The following is a 23,357-nucleotide window of genomic DNA, read 5'->3' as shown; positions in this document are numbered from 1 at the left end:
CTCTAGAGATTTAATCGAGAGAATTGTGTGGTACTAAGAAAGCGTAGAAACGAAAAGAGCCCAAGGCGTTAACCTTGGGCTCTTTGCTTTTTGGGGAGCCGAATTAACTCCTAATCAGCATCACCAATTAAGCGATACGATCTTTGTTCCAAGCCGCTTCTTTTTGCTGACGCTCCGCAAGCTTCTCTTCGCGGTATGCTTCACGTGCTTCACGTTTTTTACGTGCATCACAAGGTTCTGGGCAGTTACATACTTTATCAATGCCAACAGCACCCAAGCCACCACAGCTGCCTTTCACAACTTTCTTTTGGATAATGTAGCCAATCGACATTGCTGTGATCACTGCTAGAAAAACACCAAATGTAATCAGAAATGTATTCATAATTATCTCGCTTACCTTATTTACCTAAGTATGGCTTAAATGCTTCAGAAGCAATCTCTTTAAAGCCATCTGCTGTTTTTACCACCATGAACACAGGGATGTTATGTTGGTTTGCGACTTCCATTCCTTTCTCCTCACCTAAGACCATAAGGCCCGTAGATAAGCCGTCTGCAGTCATTGAAGACGGGTTTAAAACAGTTACAGAAACCACTTTATGATGAAGAGGTTTTCCTGTTTCTGGATTGATGATGTGTGAGTAACGAACACCATCACGTTCAAAGTAGTTACGGTAATCACCCGATGTTGCGATTGCCATATCACCCGGTTCGATGATCTCTTGAATGTTGCGTTCATCGACACTTGGCTTCTCGATAGCAATACGCCAGCCTACACTTTCACGGTTTAGGCCTTTCAGGCGGATTTCACCACCCACTTCAACCATATAGTTATGAATGCCGATTGAATCAAGGTAGTCAGCAACCACATCCACACCCCAACCTTTTGCGATGGTTGAAAGGTCAACATACAGGTTCGGTAGATCTTTAGTCAGCTTATTGCCTTCAACACTTAGGTGGTGAATACCTACTTTTGCTTTACGAGCTGCCAGTTCTTCATCTGTTGGCACCACTTCAGGACGTGCTTCAGGACCAAAACCCCAAAGGTTAACTAATGGACCAACCGTCACATCCAATGCACCTTCAGTAAGACCGTTCAAACGAATCGCTTCTTTCACAACAGTCGCAGTTTGTTCCGATACTTCGAAAGCATCCGCGCCTTTGTGTTGGTTAAAGCGGCTTAGTTCAGAGTCTTCACGGTAGGTCGACATCTGGTCGTTCACTTCTTCAAGTAGACGATCGATCTCGGTATGAACTTCATTAGACTCAGGAAATTCATCACCGTTGATGTATTTAATATTGTAGCTAGTACCCATAGTTGGGCCACTTAAATGCACTTGCTCTCTTGGCTGTTCACAGCCCGCAAGAAAAATCAAAGAAGTTAATGCAACAAGCCAAATTCTCACTTGCTTACTCCTGTCTAATGTTGAGGATTTATATAAGGAAAAATAAGAGTAAAAAATAGGTCTTTCGAATACCTTACTCTTTCTTATATAAGTCAGTATGTTGTCAAAAGCAGTCTTAGAAAAACAAATGGCTGACTCGCAGGAGTCAGCCATAATATCAGTCACTTAAGTGGATTAACCACCGAAGTCATCTAGTAGGATGTTTTCATCTTCTACACCAAGATCTTTCAGCATGCCGATAACAGCCGCGTTCATCATTGGTGGACCACACATGTAGTACTCACAGTCTTCAGGAGCTTCGTGATCCTTCAGGTAGTTTTCGTACAATACGTTGTGGATGAAACCAGTGTAACCGTCCCAGTTGTCCTCAGGTTGAGGATCAGACAGTGCACAGTGCCACACGAAGTTCTCGTTTGCAGCCGCTAGGCCATCGAAGTCTTCAATGTAGAACATCTCACGCTTAGAACGTGCACCGTACCAGTAAGACATCTTACGAGTAGAGTTAAGACGCTTAAGTTGGTCGAAGATATGTGAACGCATTGGCGCCATACCTGCACCACCACCGATGAATACCATTTCATTGTCTGTGTCTTTAGCAAAGAACTCACCAAATGGACCAGAAATAGTACATTTGTCGCCTTCTTTAAGAGACCAGATGTATGAAGACATCACACCAGGAGCTACGTCAGGGTTGTTTGGCGGCGGAGTTGCGATACGCACGTTAAGCTTGATGATGCCTTTCTCTTCTGGGTATGAAGCCATAGAGTAAGCACGGATCGAATGCTCTTTAACGATAGACTCGTAACGGAACAAGTTGAACTTATCCCAGTCACCACGGTATTCCTCAGGAATATCGTAATCTGCGTATTTCACGTGATGTGGTTCAGCTTCAATCTGAATGTAACCACCCGCGCGGAACGGAACTTCTTCACCTTCAGGGATTGCTAGTGCAAGTTCTTTGATGAAAGTAGCTTCGTTGTTATTCGAGATAACAGTACATTCCCACTTTTTAACACCAAAGATATCTTCGTCTAGTTCAATCTCCATGTCAGTTTTCATAGCAACTTGACATGCAAGACGTTCGCCTTCGCGAGCTTCGCCTTTAGTGATGTGATCAAGTTCAGTTGGTAGGATGTCGCCACCACCAGACTTAACTTTTACACGACACTGACCACAAGAGCCGCCGCCACCACAAGCAGAAGATACGAAGATACCAGCGCCAGCTAAGGCACCAAGTAGCTTGCTACCAGGTTGAGTAACGATCGCCTTTTCAGGGTCGCCGTTTACAGCAATAGTGATGTCACCTGATGGTACTAACTTAGACTTAGCGAAAAGAATCACTAGTACTAGAGCCAATACAATAATGGTAAACATCGCTACGCCAAGAATAATGCTTTGCATTTGTTATTCCTTATTACTGGGTGCTTACCCTACAGTTGAACACCAGAGAAAGACATAAAGCCTAACGCCATCAGACCAACAGTAATGAACGTGATACCAAGGCCACGAAGACCTGGAGGAACGTCAGAGTACTTCATCTTCTCACGGATACCCGCAAGAGCAACGATAGCTAACATCCAACCCACACCAGAACCGAAGCCGTAAACAACAGATTCAGCAAAGTTGTAGTCACGAGTTACCATGAAAGATACACCACCAAAGATTGCACAGTTAACTGTGATCAGTGGAAGGAAGATACCTAGTGCGTTGTACAAAGGTGGGAAGAAACGGTCTAGAACCATCTCTAGGATTTGTACAAGTGCCGCGATAACACCGATGAATGCGATGAAGTTAAGGAAACTTAAATCGACACCTTCAACAAGCGCGTTTTCTTTTAGGATGTGCGTGTAAACAAGGTTGTTTACAGGAACAGCGATTGTAAGTACTACAACTACCGCAACACCAAGACCAAAAGAAGTTTTAACTTTCTTAGATACCGCTAGGAATGTACACATACCTAGGAAGAAAGAAAGCGCCATGTTTTCGATGAAAATCGATTTAACTAGCAGACTAATATAATGTTCCATGACTACCTTACCCCTTCGCTTCTACTTGTTCTGGTTTGAACACACGAATTGCCCAAATCAAGAAACCAATTAGGAAGAACGCAGAAGGTGCTAGAAGCATCAAGCCGTTTGGCTGATACCAACCACCGTTGCTCACTAGAGGTAGTACTTCCATACCAAATAGTTTGCCAGAGCCTAGAAGCTCACGGAAGAAACCAACAGTGATAAGAACGAAACCGTAACCAAGACCGTTACCAAGACCATCGATTAGAGATGGGATTGGTGCAGACTTCATTGCGAATGCTTCAGCACGACCCATTACAATACAGTTAGTAATGATTAAGCCTACGAATACAGATAGCTGCTTAGAGATATCGTATAGGTATGCTTTAAGCACTTGGTCTACCACGATTACTAATGATGCGATAATTGCCATCTGAACGATGATACGCACACTGTTAGGAATATGGTTACGGATCAAAGAAACGAAGAAGTTAGACAGAGCAGTAACGAACATTACCGCGATAGTCATAACAAATGCTGTTTCTAGCTTAGTGGTTACCGCAAGAGCAGAACACACACCAAGAACCTGTAGCGCGATTGGGTTGTTGTCCAACACCGGCGCTAAGATGCTCTTTTTAATTTCTTTTGCACTAGACATTAGTTCAGACCTCCGTCACGAACTTTTGCTAGGAACGGACCAAAGCCCATATCACCTAACCAGAAGTCAAATGTATGTTGAACACCAACGCTAGTCAGTGTTGCACCAGAAAGGCCATCTACACCGTGCTCAGAACCTTGAGGAGCGCCACCTTTAACAACCTGAATAGCAGGTTTGTGGTTTTCGTCGAATAATTTCTTACCAACGAATTGAGCGCGCCAAGTTGGGTTCTCAACCTCACCACCAAGTCCAGGAGTTTCACCTTGCTCGTAGTAAGTGATACCAGAAACTGTGTTGCCATCAGTTTCTACCGCAACGAATGCGTACATCATTGACCATAGGCCGTTACCGTGAACAGGGATGATAACTTTAGAAGTTTCAGCGCCATCTTTCACAAGGTATACAGTACCTGTGTTAGCACGACGAAGGATCTTAGCAATGTCTTCTTCAGCTGAAAGCTTGATTGACTGAGCTGGATCTTTTGCCGCTTTACGTTGGTCGTATGCAGCAGCATCGCCGTCAACGAAATCGCCAGTAGCGAAATCAACTAGACGAGGTTCGATGTTCTCTGCGTACAACGCTGGAATATCACCTGCAAGGTCAATGCCCGCAACTTCAAGGATCTTAGTTTGCTGATCCAGAACTGCGTTAGCTTGTTGCTTAGGTTTAAGAACAACTGCAGCTGTTGAAACGATGATTGAGCACACTAGGCTCAATGCGATAACAACAAACAGCGTCTTTTTAATGCTATCGTTATTACTTGCCATAGCGCGCTAGTCTCCGCTTAATGTTCTTCTCGATTACAACGTGGTCAAACAGAGGAGCAAATAGGTTTGCGAACAGAATCGCAAGCATCATGCCTTCTGGGTATGCAGGGTTAACTACACGGATCATTACACACATTGCGCCGATTAGGATGCCGTACCACCACTTACCATTGTTGGTAAATGAAGCTGATACTGGGTCTGTCGCCATGAAGAACATACCGAATGCGAAGCCACCTAGAACTAGGTGCCAGTGCCAAGGCATACTGAACATTGCGTTAGTATCAGAACCGATCACGTTAAACAGCGTAGACACAGCAATCATACCGATCATTACACCAGCAATGATGCGCCATGAAGCGATACGCATGTAAACGATCATCGCTGCACCAATCATAAGTGCTAGAGTCGAAACTTCACCGATAGAACCTGGGATGTTACCAATGAATGCATCCATCCAAGTGATTGCTTCACCAGATGTAACGTTCATTAGTGCGCTACCGCCGCCTTGAGCCCATTGGCTAAGAGCAGTTGCACCAGAGAAACCGTCTGCAGCAGTCCAAACTACGTCACCTGAAATCTGTGCAGGGTATGCAAAGAATAGGAACGCACGGCCAGCAAGTGCAGGGTTCAGGAAGTTACGACCCGTACCACCGAAGATCTCTTTCGCTACAACAACACCGAAGGTAATACCTAGTGCTGCTTGCCATAGAGGAAGTGTTGGCGGAACGATAAGCGCGAATAAGATAGAAGTAACAAAGAAACCTTCGTTTACTTCGTGTTTACGCACCATACAGAACAGAACTTCCCAGAAACCACCAACGATGAATACCGTTGCGTAGATAGGTAGGAAGTAAGTCGCACCAAGTAGCATCTTACTGCCAACACCAGCATCGGCTCCTAAGGAGGCGCCAAGCATTTCGGTTAGCCAGTAGTGCCAGTTACCATCGATAACAGATGCTAGTTCAGCGCCTGCGTACATATGGTTAAGTGCTGCGATAGCTTGGCCACCCGCGTTGTACATACCCCAGAACATTGCTGGGAATACCGCGAACCAAACCATGATCATGATACGTTTTAAATCAACGCTATCACGAACGTGCGAGCTTTTCTTTGTAATAAGACCTGGTGTGTAGAACACAGTCGCTGCTGCTTCGTAAAGCGCAAACCACTTCTCGTGTTTACCACCTGGCTCAAAATGATGCTCGATGTCTTCAAGAAACTTTTTAAGGCCCATGAAAATTACCCTTCCTTCTCAATCGTATCTAGGCATTCACGAAGTAGTTGACCGTACTCGTACTTACCTGGACATACAAAGGTACACAATGCTACATCTTCTTCGTCTAGTTCTAGCGCACCTAGTGCTTGAGCACTATCAACGTCGCCTGCACATAGATCACGAAGCAGCAATGTAGGTTCCATATCTAGAGGCATTACGCGCTCGTAGTTACCGATTGGAACCATTGAGCGGTCACTACCGTTTGTTGTCGTTGTCATGTTGAACAACTGACCTTTAAACAGGTGACCAAGGAATGAACGAGTAACAGAGAACTTGTTCTTACCAGGCATAGCCCAGCCGAATAGCTCTTTATCACGACCTTCACGTAGAACAGAAACTTGCTGATGGTAACGACCAAGGAAAGCATGTGGACCTGTTGCTTCAGTACCTGTAAGTACAGAACCAGAAATCACACGAACTTCGCCTGGCATTAACTCGCTGTCAGTCAACTCTTCAAGGCTAGCACCAATTTGAGTACGAACTAGACGTGGGTTGTTAACCACTGGACCAGCCAGAGAAACAACACGCTCAGAGTAAATCTCACCAGTAAGGAAAAGCTTACCGAATGCGATAACATCTTGGTAGTTAATGCTCCACGCTACATTTTGTGCATTTACCGGGTATAGGTAATGCATATGCGTGCCTGCAAGACCTGCAGGGTGTGGGCCATCAAAAACATGTTCTTCAACGTTAGACTGAGCTGAACGAGGTAAGCTAGTACCTTTTTTACAAACGTACACTTTACCGTTAGTCAGAGTTGAAAGAAGATCTAAACCAGCAACGAAAGCATCAGACTGCTCGTTAATGATTAATTCTGGCTCAGCTGCTAGTGGATTAGTATCCATAGCAGTAACGAAAATAGCCTGAGTTTCAGAATCAACTGCTGGAACCTTGCTGAACGGACGAGTTCGCAAAGCGGTCCATGCGCCAGACTCAACTAACTGAGTTTTAACCGTTTCACGGTCAAGACCTGCTAGTTGGTTAGCTTCATAGCTATTGAACGTGATTTGCTCATTGCCTGCTACTTCAATCACTACTGATTGAAGAACACGCTTAGCACCACGGTTCACTTCAATAACTTTACCGCTTGCTGGAGAAGTAAATACAACACCTGGGTTCTTTTTATCTGCAAAAAGAACTTGGCCTTTCTTCACTTCATCACCAACGCGAGCATGCATCGTAGGACGCATACCAACGTACTCTTCGCCAAGCAAGGCGACTTTAGTGATGGACTTACCATCATTAATCACCTGGGATGGAGTTCCTGCGATAGGAAGATCCAAACCCTTCTTTATTGTAATCATACGCACTTGCACTACTTTATCGGGAAAAAGATTCTTTTAATTGCGTAAATTCAGGACGTTTTAAAATCGCCCTTAGACACGACATTACAGTGTCCGGTTTTGGTAAATTTGAGATACCAAAATCGCAACATTATCTTAATAAACTCATCACACGAAACATGTGAGATTTATCAGGTGCCGTATTCTAGCATTTTTTGACAACTTGATGCCATGACCAATAACTTGAATACCGCCTTTATTTGGTGAGATTTGAAGCATATGGACTCTCAAATATGTATAAATTTGACGAGCCGCACAGATAAAATGGCTTTTGAAACGTGTTTTAAACAAGAGATTAATACTCTGTCACAAACTAATATTTTACGAGTTATGTTGAAACACTGTTAATAAAAACATTACTCATTGTAGGTATTTTTAGTCGTTCAAATTGCCATCAGTTTGAGTGATATAACAACGAAAAACACATAGGTTTGGCGACAAAAAAGGCGGCATCGCCGCCTTTTCTCAATATGCTCGTTGTGTTACTTGCCACCACCCATACACATAGGGCTGTCTGGCACGTTATCGAGCTGCTTCATCCATTCATCTTTTGTATAAGTGTGAATGGACAGTGCGTGAATATTATTCGCTAACTCTTCTGAAAGTGCTTTATTTATCGCTCGATGACGAGCAATAAGACGTAAACCTTCAAACACATCACTGACAACAATCACTTTAAAATGACTCTCAGAACCGGCCGGAACATTGTGCATATAGCTCTCATTGACCACGTTTAAATGACTTGGTGAAAACTCATTGTGCAATTTTGTTTCGATAACTTCTTGGATCATTGTGATTCCTTAATAACGTATTGGCATTATCCGTGGGGTGAGTATAAACCCTAAGCGGTCGACTGTCTGAGTATTTGATAGCGAATGGCGTAGGTTTGCTTGAGTTTTTTCTATCTTGTTCAGCCTGCATTTGAGACAATATCCTTGTTATTCCTTACATAAGTATCTCAAGCAATGAAAACCGAACTTACCCTTCACGATAGAACTTTGACCTTACATCGTTTCCCTAAACGTTCAAATGAAACCCTTCAAGCTTGGGATGCGGGCGACGAATACCTGATCAGTCATGTTGAAGAGATGAATCTTGAACCTGGCAAACACATCCTGATCATGAACGACAGCTTTGGTGCCCTATCCGCTTGGTTCTCGAAAGATCATGATGTCACAATGATGAGCGACTCATTTATTTCTCATCGCGGTGCGCTAAAAAACTTACAGCGTAATCAATGTAATCGAGTCAACTTTTTAAACACCATGGATGATATCCCGCACGGTATCGACCTTGTGATCATGCAACTACCAAAGACCAACCGCCACCTTGTATGGCAGTTAAGTCAGCTACGCCAAGCACTGCCTGAAGGCTGCCAAGTGATCGGTGTCAACAAAGTAAAAGAGATCCACACCTCTACGCTTAACCTTTTCGAGAAGTACCTAGGCGAGACCAAAACCTCGCTAGCGAAGAAAAAGCACCGCTTGGTTTTCTCTTCTCCAAATTGCCAACCAGTTCAAACTGTCGAGCCGTTTGTGGAGTGGGATGTAGACGGTGAAGATATCCGCTTGAAAAATTTACCAAATGTTTACTCAGGCGAAGCACTCGATCAAGGCGCTCGCTATATGCTAGAGCACATCCCTCAAGATCCAGAGCTACGTCATATCATCGACCTAGGCTGTGGTAACGGTGTATTGAGTGTTAAAGCAGGACAATTGAACCCTCAGGCTCGTATCACTTGTGTTGATGAGAGCTTCATGGCGGTGGAATCGGCACGCCAAAACGTCAAGGATAACCTTGGTGAAGAAGGTAACTTCCAGTTCATTGCCAACAACTGTTTAGATGGTTTTAAGAAAAACAGCACTTACTTAGTAATGTGTAACCCTCCATTCCATCAGCAACAAGCGATTACTGATCACATTGCATGGCAAATGTTCTGTGATGCAAAGCATGTTCTAAGCAATGGAGGCAAATTAATTGTTATTGGCAACCGACACCTCGGATACGATGTCAAACTAGCAAGACTATTTGGTGAAGCTAACGTTGAAACGCTTGAACTAAACCAAAAATTTGAGATATTACAAGCAACAAGAGAACCTGCGAATTTTAATAAATAAGCAGAAACGACTTCACAAGAATTTAAGATACCGAGCTTCTGGTGTGAATTTAGAAAGGATAAAGGAATGAAAAAACTGATTTTGGCTGCTTCTATTATGGCTTTGACAGCATGTTCAGCCCCTCAGCAAGAACAGATCAATGTAATGCCAGAAGCTTCACTAAGCTCAAGCAACCTAGTACAAGGCAAAACATACACACTAACAAGTAAAGATGTTCGTGCCGCTCAATACGTTGCACTGGTTGATAGTGGCCGTTCAAATATTCAGCCAATTCACGCTAAGCAGAACATGCGTATTTCTCTAGAGAACGCGGTAGCACAACAGTTAGAGTCTCAAGGTTACCGTGCAAGCGTAAACAGCGAAAACTCGATTGTTTTAGAGATTCAAGAAGCACTTGTTACCGTAGAACACACCATTATGGAAAACCAAATGGACGGTAAAGTAACGCTTGAAGTAACGGCTGAGACACCGGAAGGTAAGCTCGTTAAAACATTCAATGGTACTGCAACTCGCACAGGTGCATTAAGCGCTTCAAATGATGATATCGCGATGGTGCTTAACGATGTAATCAACTTGGTATTGAAAGAGATTGCCAACGACCAAGAGCTACAAACTTACATGAAGGAACGTTTCTAATGGGTCGCATTTTATCTTCTATTGCACTAATGCTGGTGAGCGTGAGCGTTTGGGCTGGTCCTAAAGTGAACGTAGAAACAACATTAGGCGACTTCACTATCGAGCTTAACCAAGAGCAAGCACCAGTGAGTGCTGAGAACTTTCTAAAGTACGTTGTTGACGGCAGCTACGAAGGTACTATCTTCCACCGTGTTATTCCTGGTTTCATGGCGCAAGGTGGCGGCTTCGATCAAGACATGAATCAACAAGCAACTTATGCTCCTATCAAGAATGAAGGCAGCAACGGCTTGAAGAACGATACTGCAACAATCGCTATGGCTCGTACTAATGCGCCAGACTCTGCGACTCGCCAGTTCTTCATTAACTTCTCTGATAATGATTTCTTGAACGCAAAAGGCGGTAACCCAGGTTACGCAGTATTCGGCAAAGTAACTGAAGGTTTTGATGTTGTTCAAAAGATGGCGACGATTCCAACCAAGCGAATGGGCCGCATGTCAGACATCCCAGTCGACCCAATCGTCATCACTAAAGTGACCCTTCTTAAGTAATCCAATGTAACGCCCTTATTTCTTAAGGGCGTTTTTCTATACAAGGACGCCCTATGTCATCAGGCACTCCCTCTCTTTCTTGGATGCAGACTTTCCGCAGCTACCTTGATAAACGCCTACTTTGGGTGTTTATGCTCGGTTGTTCGAGCGGCTTCCCATGGGTTCTTATTGGATCCAACATGTCTGGTTGGCTAAAAGATGCAGGTTTAACACGAGCAGCCATTGGCTACTTTGGTAGTGTGTTTGCCGTCTATGCGATTAACTTTTTATGGGCACCATTGGTAGACCGAGTAAAACTGCCGGTGCTTCACGCAATACTCGGCCAGCGCCGCAGTTGGATCTTTTTCTGCCAAACCATTGTTTTAATCGGCACCTTATTCATCGCAGGCGTCAATCCCGCAGAGAATTTGGCGTTTACCTCAATGTTGGCGCTCGCTATTGCCATTGCTTCAGCCACGCAAGACATCGCAATTGATGCATTTCGTATTGATACCTTCCCAAAATCCGAAGCATCAAAACTGCCGCAAGCTTCTGCAATGGCCGTAATTGGTTGGTGGACAGGGTATTCTCTACCAGGCTACCTTGCCTTTATTAATGCAGACTCAATCGGTTGGAATGGTGTGTATTACGGAATGGCAGGTGTCGTTGTTGTATTAATGCTGTTTACTCTTTTTGTCGGAGAGCCAACTACACAACGCGAAGCCCTACAAGAACAAGCACAGCAGCGACACAATAAAGTGGTCGGCTCAAAGCTTGTCGCTTGGTTCAGTGTAACGGTAATTGAACCGTTTTATGATTTCTTCAAAAGAAACGGCGTTCAAGTTGCCATTACTCTATTGCTGTTTGTGTTCCTATTTAAGATAGGTGAAGCCTTCCTCGGTCGCATGTCGATCACCTTCTATAAAGAGATAGGTTTCAGTAACGAACAGATCGGTCACTACTCCAAGTTAATTGGCTGGGGAGCAACCATATTCTTCACTTTGGTAGGCAGTGTCTTCAATGTGAAATTCGGTATTGTACGCGGGCTGATGATCGGCGGTGTAGCAATGGCAGCAAGTAATCTAATGTTTGCGTGGATCGCCCAGACTGGCCCGAGTGAAACCTTGTTCTTGGCAACCATCATTGTAGACAACTTCACAACTGCCTTTTCTACCGTTGCGTTTGTCTCTTTCCTAACGTTATTAACAGGCCAAGCGTTTTCAGCAACACAATACGCCTTACTCGCATCCTTAGGTAACTTCGGTCGCACCACACTGGCTTCCTTCAGTGGTGAATTGGTTGATTACCTCAATGACTGGTCAACCTTCTTTATACTTACTGCGCTTATGGTGATACCAAGTTTGATCATGCTCTATTCGTTGCGCCACTTTTTCACAGATTTACTAGAAAAAGCTAAAACCAACCACGAATAAGAGAAAAAGAAGACAGAATAGAAAGAGGGTAGCTTCACGCTACCCTCTTTTACTTTGTCATTAATGATTTAGTAAACGCTAGTCTGTTGTATCACTCACAATAAGGTTAAAGCCTGTGCCAACCGAATCGTCGATCGCCACAACTTGATACACCACGCCATTAGCTAATATCGCCTGTGCTGAATTAACCGCTATTGTTGATGGGTCACCTGCAACGGTAATCGTTACATAATAGGTTCCCGCTGCAACATAAATACCATTCACATAATCTTTAAATTTCACATCACTCAGCGCAGGAGTGCTGCCAGCAATACCCGTGTTCTCGGTCAAGTAAATATCAACCGAAGCCGCAATTGGATTAGCCGCCGCGTGCGTAATGTTTAACACTGCACTGGTCGCAACCGGGCGACGGTTTTCTGGAACAACCAAGGCTTCCAAATTCAGTGGACTCACTGTCCCTACCGCATAGATGCTGTAATCCATACCCGCAAATACAGCGACACCATCCGCATCAATCAGTGCATTAGTTGTAGTACCATCTGCAAAGATGTCAATATCGTAGCTTCCCACAGCCAAATCGATAAATCCTCGGATTTCCTTGAACATCAAATCGGCTAAAGGCGCAAAAGCCGAACCATTTACAAATGGGTCTACATCCGGAGCACCATCAACTAAATGTCCTACTCTGACTTCTGCCGTTTCTGCCATATCGTAGATTAAAGATGATCCCGACCCATCCATTACCATCAATTTAACAGGTGAAGCACTATTAGAATCTGCTCTCGGTACGGCTGCAATGGTTAACTCACTACCAGCAGGGAGAGTGATCTCTCCTGAATCAAACGCAATAGCACTACCGCTTACTGTTTCAAGTCTCACACGATATTGACCAGCAGGAATATTGAGCACATCGGTAAAATCTTTATAAGCCAACGTCCCCAACGGTACACCCAATGGATCACTAGGACCTGTGACATACAAGTTTACATCGCCGACACCTGTTGCTGCATGAACTACTTGCACATCTAAACTTGAACTGGTTGCCGTACCCGCAGTTGGGCGAGTAACAACCAAAGCCTCTACAGGGTTATTGGAGCCATCGGCATCGCCCACCACCATCACCGTATAATCTAGGTCTTGGCTCAGGTTAAATTGGCTTTGAGGTATTACTGTTGCGACGGCCTCTCCGGGAAGTTGAACATCAACTTGCACTGAAGTCTGCCCTTCTGTTACTGAAGCGTACCCAGACGCTTGAGCATAATCGACACCAGTCCATCGAGCCTGACTGTCGACGATAACATTAGCTAAAGGAGCATCGGGTGATGCATGAACAGCTTGAAGTTGTGTAGTAGGTTCATCGTCATCATCACACCCGACAATGAACAGCGCTGATATTGCTACCGCTAGTAATGGTGAATATTTCATCGGTCTTCTCTCCAAAAAGTTAGACCAGTTCGTCACACAAAAGATAAGCTCAGTAAAAAATCTTCAAATACTCTCTCTCAGTATTTAGTGCAGTGAACTGTCTCAATAATATCTGTGATGGGAAAAGTAATAAGGCTCACATTCCAAATTACTCATCACATGAGTTGTTCATCAATTGATTCCCCCACCATTACGGAGTTGGTTAAAAATAGATCAAAGAGAGGATCTAACTGAGGAGAGATTTAGTCGTTTTCTGGGGATAAACTACATAGAAAAGAATACTGTTGATTTTGATATGCATATCACTCTATTTAGTATAATCGTTTGCTTAGAGCAGCAATTCACCAATTTATCTACAAAATAATCAGATTTCACAAAATCAATAGAACTCAGGGTGCATCAGGATGCATTGCCACCTTAAAGTTCCATCATTTAGATCGTTAGTGTGATCGACCTCACTATAATAATTGCAATTTTCACTCCGTCTCACTTTTATTTGAGAACAAAATCGCTATGATGCTCGGCATTCGGACATATAAACACGCACGGATTAGCGGGTTACTTATTTCAAACATAGAGAGTTCCATTATGCGTAAATCACTTTTAACTCTTGGCCTACTTGCAGCAACTTCTGCTCCAGTAATGGCAGCAGATTATTCTGACGGCGACATCCACAAAAACGATTACAAGTGGATGCAGTTCAACCTTATGGCTGCAATCGATGAGAAAGGCGCTGGTCCAGAATCAACTCACGATTACTTGGAGATGGAATTTGGCGGCCGCTCTGGAATCTTCGATCTTTATGGTTATGTTGACGTATTCAACCTAACTTCAGATCCAGGCAGCGACAAAGCTGGTGCAGAAAAAATCTTCATGAAATTCGCACCTCGTATGTCTCTTGACGGACTAACTGGTAAAGATCTTTCTTTCGGTCCAGTTCAAGAACTTTACGTTGCATCTCTTATGGAATGGGGTGGTAACTCTGGCGTAAACAACCAGAAGATCGGTCTTGGTTCTGACATCATGGTGCCATGGTTCGGTAAAGTTGGCCTAAACCTATACGGTTCTTACTACGGTAATGACAAAGATTGGAATGGCTTCCAAATCTCGACTAACTGGTTCAAACCTTTCTACTTCTTCGAGAACGGTTCATTCATCTCTTACCAAGGTTACATCGATTACCAATTTGGTATGGAAGATAAAGCTGGTAACAAGTTCAACACTAACACGTCAAACGGCGGTGCGATGTTTAACGGTATTTACTGGCACTCAGACCAATTTGCTGTTGGTTACGGTTTGAAACTATACAAAGATATCTACGGCTTTGAAGATGGTGAAGCACTACCATGGACTCAAACTGTTGACTCTTCTGGTGTAGGTCACTACCTAGCAGTAACTTACAAGTTCTAATCGAACTTCTAAGAAAAGTTTCCTAAATGGCACCCTCGGGTGCCATTTTTTATTGCTTTCATTTAATGCCTCGCTATCCTTGCAGCATCTCTTTCTTATCTCGGAATTGCCGTGAACATCACAATTGTTGGACCCGGAGCGATTGGTTCTTTGTGGGCCATAAAACTACTTCAAGCTGGTCATAATGTCTCTTTGTGGAGTCGATCTTCTGACAACTCTATAGACCTATCACTTGATGAGCAAACTTCACTCTCCTTCCGTAACAACAATATCGAAAAGCTATCTGCGAGTGACTTAGTGATCGTCACGGTCAAGGCTTGGCAAGTGAAAGAAGCCACCACTCCGTTACTTCAATATCTCGACCCTGACACCATTCTTATGTTCATGCACAACGGAATGGGAGCAGTAGACGAGATAGCCACTCAAATTGATGCTCATCCGGTAGTATTAGCGACCACTACCCAAGCAGCCTTTAAACCCGACCGTAATAGCGTCTCTCACACAGGGTTAGGTCAAACTCAGCTGGGAGCATTTAACCTCAAAGGTCAGCAGTGCACTTTTTTGGTTGATGTGTTGGAACACGCCCTACCGAGCGTGAGTTGGAACCCTGAGATAAAAACTGCGCTTTGGACTAAGCTCGCTATCAATTGTGCTATCAACCCACTGACTGGATTGGAACAGGTCAAGAATGGGGAACTGGTCGATCAACGCTTCAGCGAAACGCTAAATTCCATTGTTCACGAACTCACGCAAGTAATGCAGGCGGAAAGTATTGCTTGTTCATTTGATGAGTTAGAAGCAAGCGTCAACAAGGTTATTCACGCCACTGCACAGAACAACTCTTCAATGAAGCAAGATATGTTCTATCAAAGAAAGACTGAGATCGACTTCATTACCGGGCACCTCTTAAAGACTGCACTCAAGCATCAAATAGAAGTACCTACTAACCAAAAGCTGTTCGCAATGGTTAAAGAACGAGAAAATAGCTGGAATCATCAAGATTAGTCAGCAACGCTTAACAAGTCGCGATAAAATAACGATACCGCTCAGCGTAATGCTGGCACCAATTTCCAAGATTTAGGTAAGAATAGATGCTTGATATCAATCACATCCGAGAGCAGTTTCCTGCGCTATCACAAACCATCAACCAACAACCGTTGATTTACTTAGACAGCGCGGCAACCACACAAAAACCTCAGGTAGTTATTGATGCCATTAGCCAATATTACTCTAAGCAGAATGCCAATGTTCACCGTGGTAGCCACAGCTTAACCGCGCAAGCCACCAGTCAATTTGAAGCCGCAAGAGATAAGGTCGCTCAGTTTATTGGCGCTACGTCTTCAAAGGAGATTATTTGGACTCGCGGTGCCACCGAAGCACTTAACCTCATTGCTCAAACGTACGCAAGAAGTACCCTTCAACCTGGTGATGAGATCTTAGTCAGTGAAATGGAGCACCACGCCAACATCGTGCCTTGGCAAATTGTGGCTGAACAAACCGGTGCTAAAGTCATAAAAGTACCAATGACATCAGACTGCGAATTCGACCTTGATGCATTCGATTCTCTATTAACAGAACGAACTAAGATTGTTGCTCTGGCTCAGATAACCAATGTTACTGGCACTCGCCAACCGATTGAGCAAGTGATCGAGAAAGCCCATAAGATAGATGCTATTGTTGTGGTCGATGGCGCGCAAGGCATTGTTCATGAGCCAGTGGATGTCGCTACTTTAGGTGCGGATTTCTACGTATTCTCTGGGCACAAACTCTATGCTCCTGCTGGTATTGGTGTGCTTTACGGCAAACTTGAATTGCTCGAAGCGATGCCACCTTGGCATGGTGGTGGCAAGATGGTTGAGCGTGTCTCTTTCTCTGGCACTACTTTTTCTGAACTTCCGGGCAAATTTGAAGCGGGCACACCAAATGTCGCAGGGGCTATTGCTTTGAGTACTGCAATAGAGTGGTTGCATCAATTTGATCAACAAGATGTCGAGGAGCACATCCACCAGCTACAACAGAAAACCTATCAAGCCCTCATCCAGTTGGACGACATCCAGATCCTTGGTTACAAACCAAATTCTAGTGTGATTACGTTTGTTATGGATGGCGTTCACCATCAAGACATTGCGACGCTATTGGATCAGCAAGGTATTGCCGTTCGTGCTGGTCACCACTGTGCACACCCATTAATGGATGCGCTCAACGTAAAAGGAACCGTGCGAATTTCTTTTGGCATTTACAACAATATGGATGATGTCGAAAAGCTAATTGCAGCCATTGAAAAAGCCGTCGATATGCTCTAAATCACCACTAAAGATATTAATGTCTGGTTCAATTATTCGAGCCAGACATCCCCCTCCTCTAGAATAGTTCCACTTCCCAAATAAATACCGTTCTCTTTTCAAACCAACGCCTACCAACGTAAGGTGCTGATATTCTTTAACTTGATGTTTTCTTGATATCCCTCTTATTCGTTTTTATCGATTTCTAAGACTTCATTGATGAGTCATTTCTAAAAAAAGACACAATGCACCCCGTTCTCGTTAACCGCAGATAACAAACTGACTATCGCCATTAATAACAAGAACCGCCATTTATCATGGGTGACCTAAAGCTGACGGAATAGCACTTTAAATACAAACTTTTTAGATAGAGACAACACAATGAAACTTAAAACAATCGTTCTTCCTCTAGTAATGCTAACTACCGCTCAACAAGCTTCAGCAGACCCATACATTGGTGCAAGCTACTTGTATTCTGAGTACCAAGTAGAGAACGAAAACATCGATATGACAGATGAGAATAGCGGATACAACTTGTACTTGGGTTACGCATTCAACGACCTACTTTCTATCGAAGCTGGCTACGCTGACTTTGTAGATACGCACAAAGATTTCGAGCACGTTTACTCGAATGCATGGCTAACTAGCGCGAAAGTTTCTTTGCCAATCACTATCTTTGATATTTATGGTCGTGCGGGTATTGGACACTTTGAAAGTAACCTAGGTGACAGCAACGACGTGTACTACGGTGTGGGTGCGGGTGTAATGATTGGCCCTGCTCGTGTTGCTCTTGAATACACAATGTACGAAGCAAAAGTTATCGAGAATGGCTACGCGGTAAGCGCTGAATTCCACTTCTAATTTTCTATCGACTTATTCAGTTATCCGCTAAAACGAAAAACGGTGCTACTGGGCACCGTTTCTTTTCAATACTGTCGCTTGCTTATCTGTACGAAGAAGTTCTTAAGCGAAGGAGATTTCACATAGGAAGAAGTTCTCAAACGGATAGAAGCTTAAGCAGAGAGGCTTTTAATCTGCTCAACAATCGCTTTAAGGCCATTCCCTCTTGAAGGGCTCAAATGCGTAATCAAGCCAATCTCTGCGAAGTAGCCATCAATGTCGAACGCTTGGATCTGCTCTGATGTTTTACCATCATATGCCGCCATCACTAACGCAATAAGGCCGCGCACAATACGTGCATCTGAATCGGCGCAAAAGTACCAAACACCGTCGATATTCTGCGAAACTAGCCACACTTGGCTCTCACAACCAGAGACCACAACCTGCTCACTTTTCAGTTCCTCAGGCATTGCTGGCAGCTTCTTACCCCATTGAATAACTTGACGATAACGGTCTTCCCAACCGCTGAAAGTCTGCATTTTTGCGACAATATCATCACTGGTAATTTCTTGGCCGAATGGAGAACTTGGGAATGACGTCATTTTTATGTCCAGTAAATTCTTAGTAAGCGTAAAGTAACGAGTTACTTAGTATGCTTTTGAATGATCTTTTCTACGATACGTGAAACAGCAACAAAACCAAAAGTCGCGGTTACTACCGTTGCTGCGCCAAAACCTGTCGCACAATCCATTCGTTTGGGACCTTCGGCTGTCGCTTTCGTAGCACACACACTGCCGTCAGCTTGCGGGTATTTCAACTGTTCTGTCGAGAACACACAGTCGATACCGAACTTACGCGCTGGATTTGTAGGGAAGTTGTGGTGACGACGCAACGTGTCTTTCAGTTTCTTCGCTAGTGGATCTTGAATCGTCTTAGTCAGATCCGCCACTTTGATTTGAGTCGGGTCGACTTGACCACCCGCGCCACCAGTGGTGATCACTTTGATTTTGTTACTACGGCAATACGCCAACAGCGAAGCCTTAGCTTTCATGCTATCAATCGCATCGAGAACAAAATCGAACTCTTTTGAAAGGTATTCCGCCTGATTGTCTGGGCCGATAAAATCGTCAATCAGGTTAACTTTACACTCAGGGTTAATCAGCTTAACGCGCTCGGCCATCACTTCGATTTTACTCTTACCAACCGTGCCCGACATTGCGTGGATTTGACGGTTGATGTTAGTCACGCACACGTCATCCATATCGATCAACGTTAGCTCACCTAAACCTGTGCGAGCAAGCGCTTCAACCGCCCATGAACCCACACCACCAATACCGATCACACACACATGTGCCGCTCTAAGTATGTCGACTTCACTATTACCATATAGGCGACGAGTGCCACCGAATCGTTGGTCATAGTTTTCTGAAGCTGGAGTGGTCAATTCACGCATTGTTGCCGCCAATTTATTTCTGAGAAAAAGAAAAGAGTGCGTTTTATACGCACTCTTGAATAAAAAGTCTAGGGGATTAGCGATTCGCTTTCAATGCCCTATTTATTGCCGCTTACTCGACCTTTTCAGGTGGTAAAGCCCAAGGCGCTTCAGTCGCACTGCCATCTAAGCCAAGTTTCCACACACGACCAAAATGCTTGTAATGACCCGCTTCAGTGCCTGCGCGCGGGCCCATGCCATGGTAAAGGTCTAAGTGGTTCTGCTTAACCGCACCGCCCGTATCTAAAACGAGTAACAGTCTTAGTTGGTGTGCGCCGCTCCAAGTACCGTCTGCATTTAATAGTGGTACTTCAGCAAGAATCGGCGTACCCATAGGTAAGATAGAGCGATCACCCGCAACTGCGGCCATTGGTAACAGTGGGATGCCAGCGCTGCCCATTACCGATAAGTCATCTCTCGCGCTAAAGAATACGAATGATGGGTTTTGCTCTAGCAGCTCTTTCACCACTTCAGGTTCGTTCGCTAGTACCCACTCTTTGATTGCTTTCAGTGACATCTTCTCTCGCGGAACTAAGCCTCGTTCGATCAGAACACGGCCAATACTCACGTACGCCTTATTGTTCTTACCCGCGTAAGCGAAATACTGCAACGTGTCATCATCGCCAAAATGCACAAAACCACTGCCTTGCACTTCCATCATAAATGGGTCGATTCGGTTAGCAGCGTAGCCAAGTTCAAGGCCTTGACCTTCTAGAGCGCCGTTGTAGATCTCTTCGCGAGTTGGGCAATTTTTATCGCAGTCAGGAAGCCCATAAACAGGGAATCGATACTCTTCATTGGCTTCATGGCGCAATTCCATCACTGGCGAGAAGTAGCCCGTGAACAAAACATTGCCTTGTTTATCGCCGCCACCAAGTTGAGCAGTTTGAACGCCAAAATTTGCTAGTTGACTTGGATCACCACTTTGCAGCGCCCACTCATTGAGTTGCTGATAAAGCGGTTCATAGATTTTCGCCATCGAAGGGGATTTGGATACCACCATCTCAGCTTGTTCAGCGAATGCGGTGTAGTCTCTTGGTTTATTGGATTCAACCTGATCGACCTTATTTAAGGTGCGAGGAAATTCATCATCAAGATGTTGTTGAGCAAGATCGGTGGGTTGAGCACAGCCAAATAGTAAAGAGGCGGCAACAAGGGGAAGCCATTTTTTAATCACAAGAGTCATCCTAAAAATTCTATGCATCGAGGATGACAAAAACAGTCAGATAACACAATCTTAGATTGTAAGAGTTTACAATAAGATAACTTATCGGACTGAGTGATCGATATGGCCTTTAAGGCGAAAGACAGGATTGTAGTGACTGTCCGAATCAAGCACCATTTCGGTGTTCTCGGAATTGGTCATGCGGAAACGATACGTTTGATCGCCCGTCTTATATTCAAAGTAGTTACCATCAAACTCAAAGTTAGTCGCAACAATAGAACCCGCCACTGATACACCATTAGCATTCAACACAAACTCATCCGTCGCGTAATGCGCAACATCTTGTTCAATCCAAGTACCATAAAGCAAGTGATTTGGCGTTGCTGCATCTTGCAATCGAGTGATCACGTCACCAAAAAGTGACACCACTGCGAACGAACCGACCAGAGCCAAAACCATGAGACAACGCTCGATGATCTTACGCTTAAACTTAGATTGGTTGCGTTGTTCTGCCTCACTGTAGAGACCTGTGGTTATCTCGTCGATTTTGTTCTTTGTTGCTGGAGCTTGTTGCATTCGGTAACTACTCATAAAGATGCTATGCGCATTCTACACTGAGACCGTTTATATAATGAACCCTAGATGAGCATAGTTTGCGCTTTATTCCAAAAAGGTGTTGTTTAAATTTGAATTTAAATGCTAAATTATCGAATAAATAAACAAAATGGACTTGTTCTGTGAAATTAAGAAGTACAGCGCTAGTAAAAGGTTTCAGACAATCAACCCCTTACGTAAATGCTCACCGTGGAAAGACCATGGTAATTATGCTGGGAGGCGAAGCCGTTGCCGATAGAAACTTTGGCAACATTATTAGTGATATAGCCCTACTCCACAGCCTTGGAGTCAAAATTGTGCTCGTTCATGGCGCAAGACCGCAGATCAACCAACTGTTAGCAAAACAAGATTGTCATACGCCTTATCACAAGAATATTAGAGTCACCGATGAATATTCTCTGGGTGTTGCTATGCAGGCAGCTGGGCAATTACAACTTGCCATCACAGCTCGCCTATCTATGAGCTTAAACAACACACCTATGGCGGGCACTCAACTCAACGTGATGAGTGGCAACTTTATTACCGCTCAACCTTTGGGTGTCGATGATGGTACGGATTACTGTCACAGCGGACGTATCCGTCGAATCGATATCGAAGGGATTAATCGCACACTCGACCAAGGTTCTATTGTATTGCTTGGTCCGATTGCCAGTTCTGTAACAGGCGAAAGCTTTAACCTGCTTTCTGAAGAGGTTGCGACTCAAGTGGCCATTCGTTTAAAAGCCGACAAACTGATTGGCTTTTGCTCTGAGCAAGGGGTCACGGATCAAAACGGCAATGTCCTTGCTGAACTTTTCCCAAAAGACGCCAAGTTCATTCTAGAGCGCTTAACTCAATCTCAAAACCCCGCCGAAGACATGAGCACTGGCACACTTCGATTCCTGAAAGGTGCTATCTCAGCGTGTCGTGCTGGCGTGCCTCGTTGTCACTTAATCAGCTACAAAGTCGATGGCGCACTGATCCAAGAACTATTCTCTTTCGATGGTATTGGAACCCAAGTGGTTATGGCGAGTGCCGAGCAAGTAAGACAAGCTCAAATTGATGATATTGGCGGCATCTTTGACCTTATTCGCCCGCTTGAAGAACAAGGCATTCTCGTGCGTCGCTCAAGAGAGCAGCTAGAGCAAGAGATCCACCGCTTTACCATTATTGAGAAGGACGGGCTGATCATCGGCTGTGCTGCGCTCTACGCGTACCCAGAAGATCACATGGCAGAGATGGCGTGCGTGGCTATCCACCCTGATTATCGTGATGGAAACCGTGGGCAATTATTGCTGGATTACATGCGTCACCAGTCGAAATCTCGCGATATCGACCAGATTTTTGTCCTAACCACACATAGCCTGCATTGGTTCCGTGAACAAGGATTTTACGAGATCGGTGTGGATGAGTTGCCGATGGAAAAACAGGGGTTATACAACTATCAACGCAACTCAAAGATCTTAGCGTTAAATGTGTAAATAAAGTTTTGGACTAAAATCTCAGTTCAAAAGAAAAATAATTGCAAATGTAATCGTTTTCTATATGAGATTTATTAAGTATGCACTTTCACTCACACGAATTATTGTATAGAATTTAAGCGCTTTAATAATATTAACAAATGTTTTTATAGGAATTGCCATCTCGATAGTCACATCGAACTTATTGAGGTGGTAACTGCACGGATTGCTATACCCGTTAACGGTCAGCACGCTAGCAGTAGCTCTGCCGTTAGTATAAACAGCAAAAAGAGCAACATTGATATGAGAACCATTGTTTGTAACTCGCTGCAAAGTTTTTGGGATATGGCTGATAACCAATTCTTAGAAGGGCTAGACGTACACTGCGTGTTCCCTGTGAGCGAGAATCTAAAAGAGTTTATTTTGAATTGCCAAGCAAAATACAAAATAAACCACATATCGTTTACTCGAGCGTTTTTAGGCACTGATTCCTAGCACGCTCAAAGCAACCAGGGATGGT

At 44.2% G+C, this 23,357-nt stretch carries 24 protein-coding genes; 10 read left to right on the top strand and 14 right to left on the bottom strand.

Annotated elements, in window-relative coordinates; all coding sequences use genetic code 11:
• Nucleotides 1-127: 127 nt before the first annotated feature.
• The 9 genes from nqrM to bolA all read right to left on the bottom strand — a co-directional run bounded on the left by nqrM (nucleotide 128) and on the right by bolA (nucleotide 8,247).
• Nucleotides 128-382 (bottom strand): (Na+)-NQR maturation NqrM, encoded by a 255-nt coding sequence (gene nqrM / locus OCV12_RS03310; protein ID WP_004737624.1) that lies wholly within the window; start codon nucleotides 380-382, stop codon nucleotides 128-130.
• Nucleotides 383-398: 16 nt separating this feature from the next.
• Nucleotides 399-1,403 carry an FAD:protein FMN transferase gene (locus tag OCV12_RS03305; protein ID WP_132762746.1) on the bottom strand — a complete coding sequence of 335 codons (1,005 nt, stop codon included), beginning with the start codon at nucleotides 1,401-1,403 and terminating at the stop codon, nucleotides 399-401.
• A gap of 174 nt (nucleotides 1,404-1,577) precedes the next feature.
• Nucleotides 1,578-2,804, bottom strand: coding sequence for an NADH:ubiquinone reductase (Na(+)-transporting) subunit F (nqrF, locus tag OCV12_RS03300; RefSeq protein WP_017631923.1), 1,227 nt, complete (start codon nucleotides 2,802-2,804; stop codon nucleotides 1,578-1,580).
• A 29-nt stretch (nucleotides 2,805-2,833) separates the two neighbouring features.
• Nucleotides 2,834-3,430, bottom strand: a complete 597-nt coding sequence (gene nqrE, locus OCV12_RS03295) for an NADH:ubiquinone reductase (Na(+)-transporting) subunit E (protein WP_009848375.1) — start codon at nucleotides 3,428-3,430, stop codon at nucleotides 2,834-2,836.
• Between the two features lie 7 nt (nucleotides 3,431-3,437).
• Nucleotides 3,438-4,070 carry an NADH:ubiquinone reductase (Na(+)-transporting) subunit D gene (locus OCV12_RS03290; RefSeq protein ID WP_008223083.1) on the bottom strand — a complete coding sequence of 211 codons (633 nt, stop codon included), beginning with the start codon at nucleotides 4,068-4,070 and terminating at the stop codon, nucleotides 3,438-3,440.
• Nucleotides 4,070-4,837 carry a Na(+)-translocating NADH-quinone reductase subunit C gene (locus OCV12_RS03285; RefSeq protein WP_176681879.1) on the bottom strand — a complete coding sequence of 256 codons (768 nt, stop codon included), beginning with the start codon at nucleotides 4,835-4,837 and terminating at the stop codon, nucleotides 4,070-4,072. The genes OCV12_RS03290 and OCV12_RS03285 overlap by 1 nt, the downstream gene beginning before the upstream one ends.
• On the bottom strand, nucleotides 4,827-6,071 hold the full coding sequence (locus OCV12_RS03280; RefSeq protein ID WP_123306317.1) for an NADH:ubiquinone reductase (Na(+)-transporting) subunit B: 1,245 nt from the start codon (nucleotides 6,069-6,071) through the stop codon (nucleotides 4,827-4,829). The genes OCV12_RS03285 and OCV12_RS03280 overlap by 11 nt, the downstream gene beginning before the upstream one ends.
• 5 nt (nucleotides 6,072-6,076) lie before the next feature.
• A complete protein-coding gene (locus tag OCV12_RS03275; RefSeq protein WP_128644399.1) occupies nucleotides 6,077-7,417 on the bottom strand; it encodes a Na(+)-translocating NADH-quinone reductase subunit A in 1,341 nt (446 codons plus the stop codon).
• Nucleotides 7,418-7,938: 521 nt separating this feature from the next.
• Nucleotides 7,939-8,247 (bottom strand): transcriptional regulator BolA, encoded by a 309-nt coding sequence (gene bolA, locus OCV12_RS03270; RefSeq protein WP_086715969.1) that lies wholly within the window; start codon nucleotides 8,245-8,247, stop codon nucleotides 7,939-7,941.
• A 174-nt stretch (nucleotides 8,248-8,421) separates the two neighbouring features.
• Here bolA and OCV12_RS03265 point away from each other — a divergent pair, with 174 nt between their 5' ends.
• The 4 genes from OCV12_RS03265 (at nucleotide 8,422) to OCV12_RS03250 (ending at nucleotide 12,169) form a co-directional block, all read left to right on the top strand.
• Entirely contained in the window at nucleotides 8,422-9,573 is a 1,152-nt protein-coding gene (locus OCV12_RS03265) for a methyltransferase (protein WP_017631926.1), read from the top strand.
• 66 nt (nucleotides 9,574-9,639) lie between these two features.
• Nucleotides 9,640-10,209, top strand: a complete 570-nt coding sequence (locus tag OCV12_RS03260) for a YajG family lipoprotein (RefSeq protein ID WP_017631927.1) — start codon at nucleotides 9,640-9,642, stop codon at nucleotides 10,207-10,209.
• Nucleotides 10,209-10,757, top strand: a complete 549-nt coding sequence (locus OCV12_RS03255; protein ID WP_261885341.1) for a peptidylprolyl isomerase — start codon at nucleotides 10,209-10,211, stop codon at nucleotides 10,755-10,757. Before OCV12_RS03260 ends, OCV12_RS03255 begins: the two co-directional genes overlap by 1 nt.
• A 53-nt stretch (nucleotides 10,758-10,810) precedes the next feature.
• Nucleotides 10,811-12,169, top strand: a complete 1,359-nt coding sequence (locus tag OCV12_RS03250; protein WP_261885340.1) for an AmpG family muropeptide MFS transporter — start codon at nucleotides 10,811-10,813, stop codon at nucleotides 12,167-12,169.
• Between the two features lie 78 nt (nucleotides 12,170-12,247).
• On the opposite strand, the gene OCV12_RS03245 is transcribed toward OCV12_RS03250, so the two are convergent.
• Complete coding sequence (locus OCV12_RS03245; RefSeq protein ID WP_261885339.1) at nucleotides 12,248-13,594, bottom strand: DUF4397 domain-containing protein; 1,347 nt, start codon at nucleotides 13,592-13,594, stop codon at nucleotides 12,248-12,250.
• Nucleotides 13,595-14,182: 588 nt separating this feature from the next.
• On the opposite strand from OCV12_RS03245, the gene OCV12_RS03240 reads away from it, so the two are divergent.
• The 4 genes from OCV12_RS03240 (at nucleotide 14,183) to OCV12_RS03225 (ending at nucleotide 18,147) form a co-directional block, all read left to right on the top strand.
• Nucleotides 14,183-15,004 carry a nucleoside-specific channel-forming Tsx family protein gene (locus tag OCV12_RS03240; RefSeq protein ID WP_239847284.1) on the top strand — a complete coding sequence of 274 codons (822 nt, stop codon included), beginning with the start codon at nucleotides 14,183-14,185 and terminating at the stop codon, nucleotides 15,002-15,004.
• Between the two features lie 111 nt (nucleotides 15,005-15,115).
• Nucleotides 15,116-16,009 (top strand): 2-dehydropantoate 2-reductase, encoded by an 894-nt coding sequence (gene panE, locus OCV12_RS03235; protein ID WP_261885338.1) that lies wholly within the window; start codon nucleotides 15,116-15,118, stop codon nucleotides 16,007-16,009.
• Nucleotides 16,010-16,095: 86 nt separating this feature from the next.
• Nucleotides 16,096-17,307: a cysteine desulfurase CsdA gene (gene csdA / locus OCV12_RS03230; RefSeq protein ID WP_261885337.1), complete on the top strand. Its 1,212-nt coding sequence runs from the start codon at nucleotides 16,096-16,098 to the stop codon at nucleotides 17,305-17,307.
• Nucleotides 17,308-17,667: 360 nt separating this feature from the next.
• Nucleotides 17,668-18,147: a porin family protein gene (locus OCV12_RS03225; RefSeq protein ID WP_261885336.1), complete on the top strand. Its 480-nt coding sequence runs from the start codon at nucleotides 17,668-17,670 to the stop codon at nucleotides 18,145-18,147.
• Nucleotides 18,148-18,299: 152 nt separating this feature from the next.
• On the opposite strand, the gene csdE is transcribed toward OCV12_RS03225, so the two are convergent.
• From csdE to OCV12_RS03205, 4 genes are all read right to left on the bottom strand, one after another.
• The gene (csdE, locus tag OCV12_RS03220; protein WP_261885335.1) at nucleotides 18,300-18,728 is read right to left on the bottom strand and encodes a cysteine desulfurase sulfur acceptor subunit CsdE; all 429 of its coding nucleotides are present in this window, start codon (nucleotides 18,726-18,728) and stop codon (nucleotides 18,300-18,302) included.
• Nucleotides 18,729-18,769: 41 nt separating this feature from the next.
• Entirely contained in the window at nucleotides 18,770-19,579 is an 810-nt protein-coding gene (tcdA, locus tag OCV12_RS03215; RefSeq protein WP_261885334.1) for a tRNA cyclic N6-threonylcarbamoyladenosine(37) synthase TcdA, read from the bottom strand.
• Between the two features lie 112 nt (nucleotides 19,580-19,691).
• Nucleotides 19,692-20,804, bottom strand: coding sequence for a murein transglycosylase A (gene mltA, locus OCV12_RS03210; protein ID WP_108020737.1), 1,113 nt, complete (start codon nucleotides 20,802-20,804; stop codon nucleotides 19,692-19,694).
• Between the two features lie 81 nt (nucleotides 20,805-20,885).
• Nucleotides 20,886-21,359 carry a DUF2850 domain-containing protein gene (locus OCV12_RS03205; protein WP_261885924.1) on the bottom strand — a complete coding sequence of 158 codons (474 nt, stop codon included), beginning with the start codon at nucleotides 21,357-21,359 and terminating at the stop codon, nucleotides 20,886-20,888.
• Nucleotides 21,360-21,520: 161 nt separating this feature from the next.
• On the opposite strand from OCV12_RS03205, the gene argA reads away from it, so the two are divergent.
• Together argA and OCV12_RS03195 are read left to right on the top strand one after the other, a co-directional pair.
• A complete protein-coding gene (gene argA, locus OCV12_RS03200) occupies nucleotides 21,521-22,858 on the top strand; it encodes an amino-acid N-acetyltransferase (protein WP_261885333.1) in 1,338 nt (445 codons plus the stop codon).
• Between the two features lie 282 nt (nucleotides 22,859-23,140).
• Nucleotides 23,141-23,332, top strand: a complete 192-nt coding sequence (locus OCV12_RS03195; protein ID WP_008223046.1) for a hypothetical protein — start codon at nucleotides 23,141-23,143, stop codon at nucleotides 23,330-23,332.
• Nucleotides 23,333-23,357: the final 25 nt, after the last annotated feature.

Origin of the sequence: Vibrio pomeroyi (assembly GCF_024347595.1) — a bacterium.
GTDB classification, from domain to species: Bacteria; Pseudomonadota; Gammaproteobacteria; order Enterobacterales; family Vibrionaceae; genus Vibrio; species Vibrio pomeroyi.
The sequence above is the reverse complement of the archived record's forward strand: the minus strand, read 5'-3'. Positions and strand labels throughout refer to the sequence as shown.

Coding starts and splice junctions, on each gene's coding strand:
- csdE (WP_261885335.1), bottom strand. CDS start 18,728: ATGACGTCATTCCCAAGTTCTCCATTCGGCCAAGAAATTACCAGTGAT.
- OCV12_RS03245 (WP_261885339.1), bottom strand. CDS start 13,594: ATGAAATATTCACCATTACTAGCGGTAGCAATATCAGCGCTGTTCATT.
- OCV12_RS03285 (WP_176681879.1), bottom strand. CDS start 4,837: ATGGCAAGTAATAACGATAGCATTAAAAAGACGCTGTTTGTTGTTATC.
- OCV12_RS03260 (WP_017631927.1), top strand. CDS start 9,640: ATGAAAAAACTGATTTTGGCTGCTTCTATTATGGCTTTGACAGCATGT.
- nqrF (WP_017631923.1), bottom strand. CDS start 2,804: ATGCAAAGCATTATTCTTGGCGTAGCGATGTTTACCATTATTGTATTG.
- OCV12_RS03275 (WP_128644399.1), bottom strand. CDS start 7,417: ATGATTACAATAAAGAAGGGTTTGGATCTTCCTATCGCAGGAACTCCA.
- OCV12_RS03195 (WP_008223046.1), top strand. CDS start 23,141: ATGAGAACCATTGTTTGTAACTCGCTGCAAAGTTTTTGGGATATGGCT.
- OCV12_RS03205 (WP_261885924.1), bottom strand. CDS start 21,359: ATGCAACAAGCTCCAGCAACAAAGAACAAAATCGACGAGATAACCACA.
- nqrM (WP_004737624.1), bottom strand. CDS start 382: ATGAATACATTTCTGATTACATTTGGTGTTTTTCTAGCAGTGATCACA.
- OCV12_RS03265 (WP_017631926.1), top strand. CDS start 8,422: ATGAAAACCGAACTTACCCTTCACGATAGAACTTTGACCTTACATCGT.
- csdA (WP_261885337.1), top strand. CDS start 16,096: ATGCTTGATATCAATCACATCCGAGAGCAGTTTCCTGCGCTATCACAA.
- OCV12_RS03240 (WP_239847284.1), top strand. CDS start 14,183: ATGCGTAAATCACTTTTAACTCTTGGCCTACTTGCAGCAACTTCTGCT.
- OCV12_RS03280 (WP_123306317.1), bottom strand. CDS start 6,071: ATGGGCCTTAAAAAGTTTCTTGAAGACATCGAGCATCATTTTGAGCCA.
- OCV12_RS03255 (WP_261885341.1), top strand. CDS start 10,209: ATGGGTCGCATTTTATCTTCTATTGCACTAATGCTGGTGAGCGTGAGC.
- tcdA (WP_261885334.1), bottom strand. CDS start 19,579: ATGCGTGAATTGACCACTCCAGCTTCAGAAAACTATGACCAACGATTC.
- nqrE (WP_009848375.1), bottom strand. CDS start 3,430: ATGGAACATTATATTAGTCTGCTAGTTAAATCGATTTTCATCGAAAAC.
- OCV12_RS03290 (WP_008223083.1), bottom strand. CDS start 4,070: ATGTCTAGTGCAAAAGAAATTAAAAAGAGCATCTTAGCGCCGGTGTTG.
- OCV12_RS03225 (WP_261885336.1), top strand. CDS start 17,668: ATGAAACTTAAAACAATCGTTCTTCCTCTAGTAATGCTAACTACCGCT.
- bolA (WP_086715969.1), bottom strand. CDS start 8,247: ATGATCCAAGAAGTTATCGAAACAAAATTGCACAATGAGTTTTCACCA.
- OCV12_RS03250 (WP_261885340.1), top strand. CDS start 10,811: ATGTCATCAGGCACTCCCTCTCTTTCTTGGATGCAGACTTTCCGCAGC.
- mltA (WP_108020737.1), bottom strand. CDS start 20,804: ATGACTCTTGTGATTAAAAAATGGCTTCCCCTTGTTGCCGCCTCTTTA.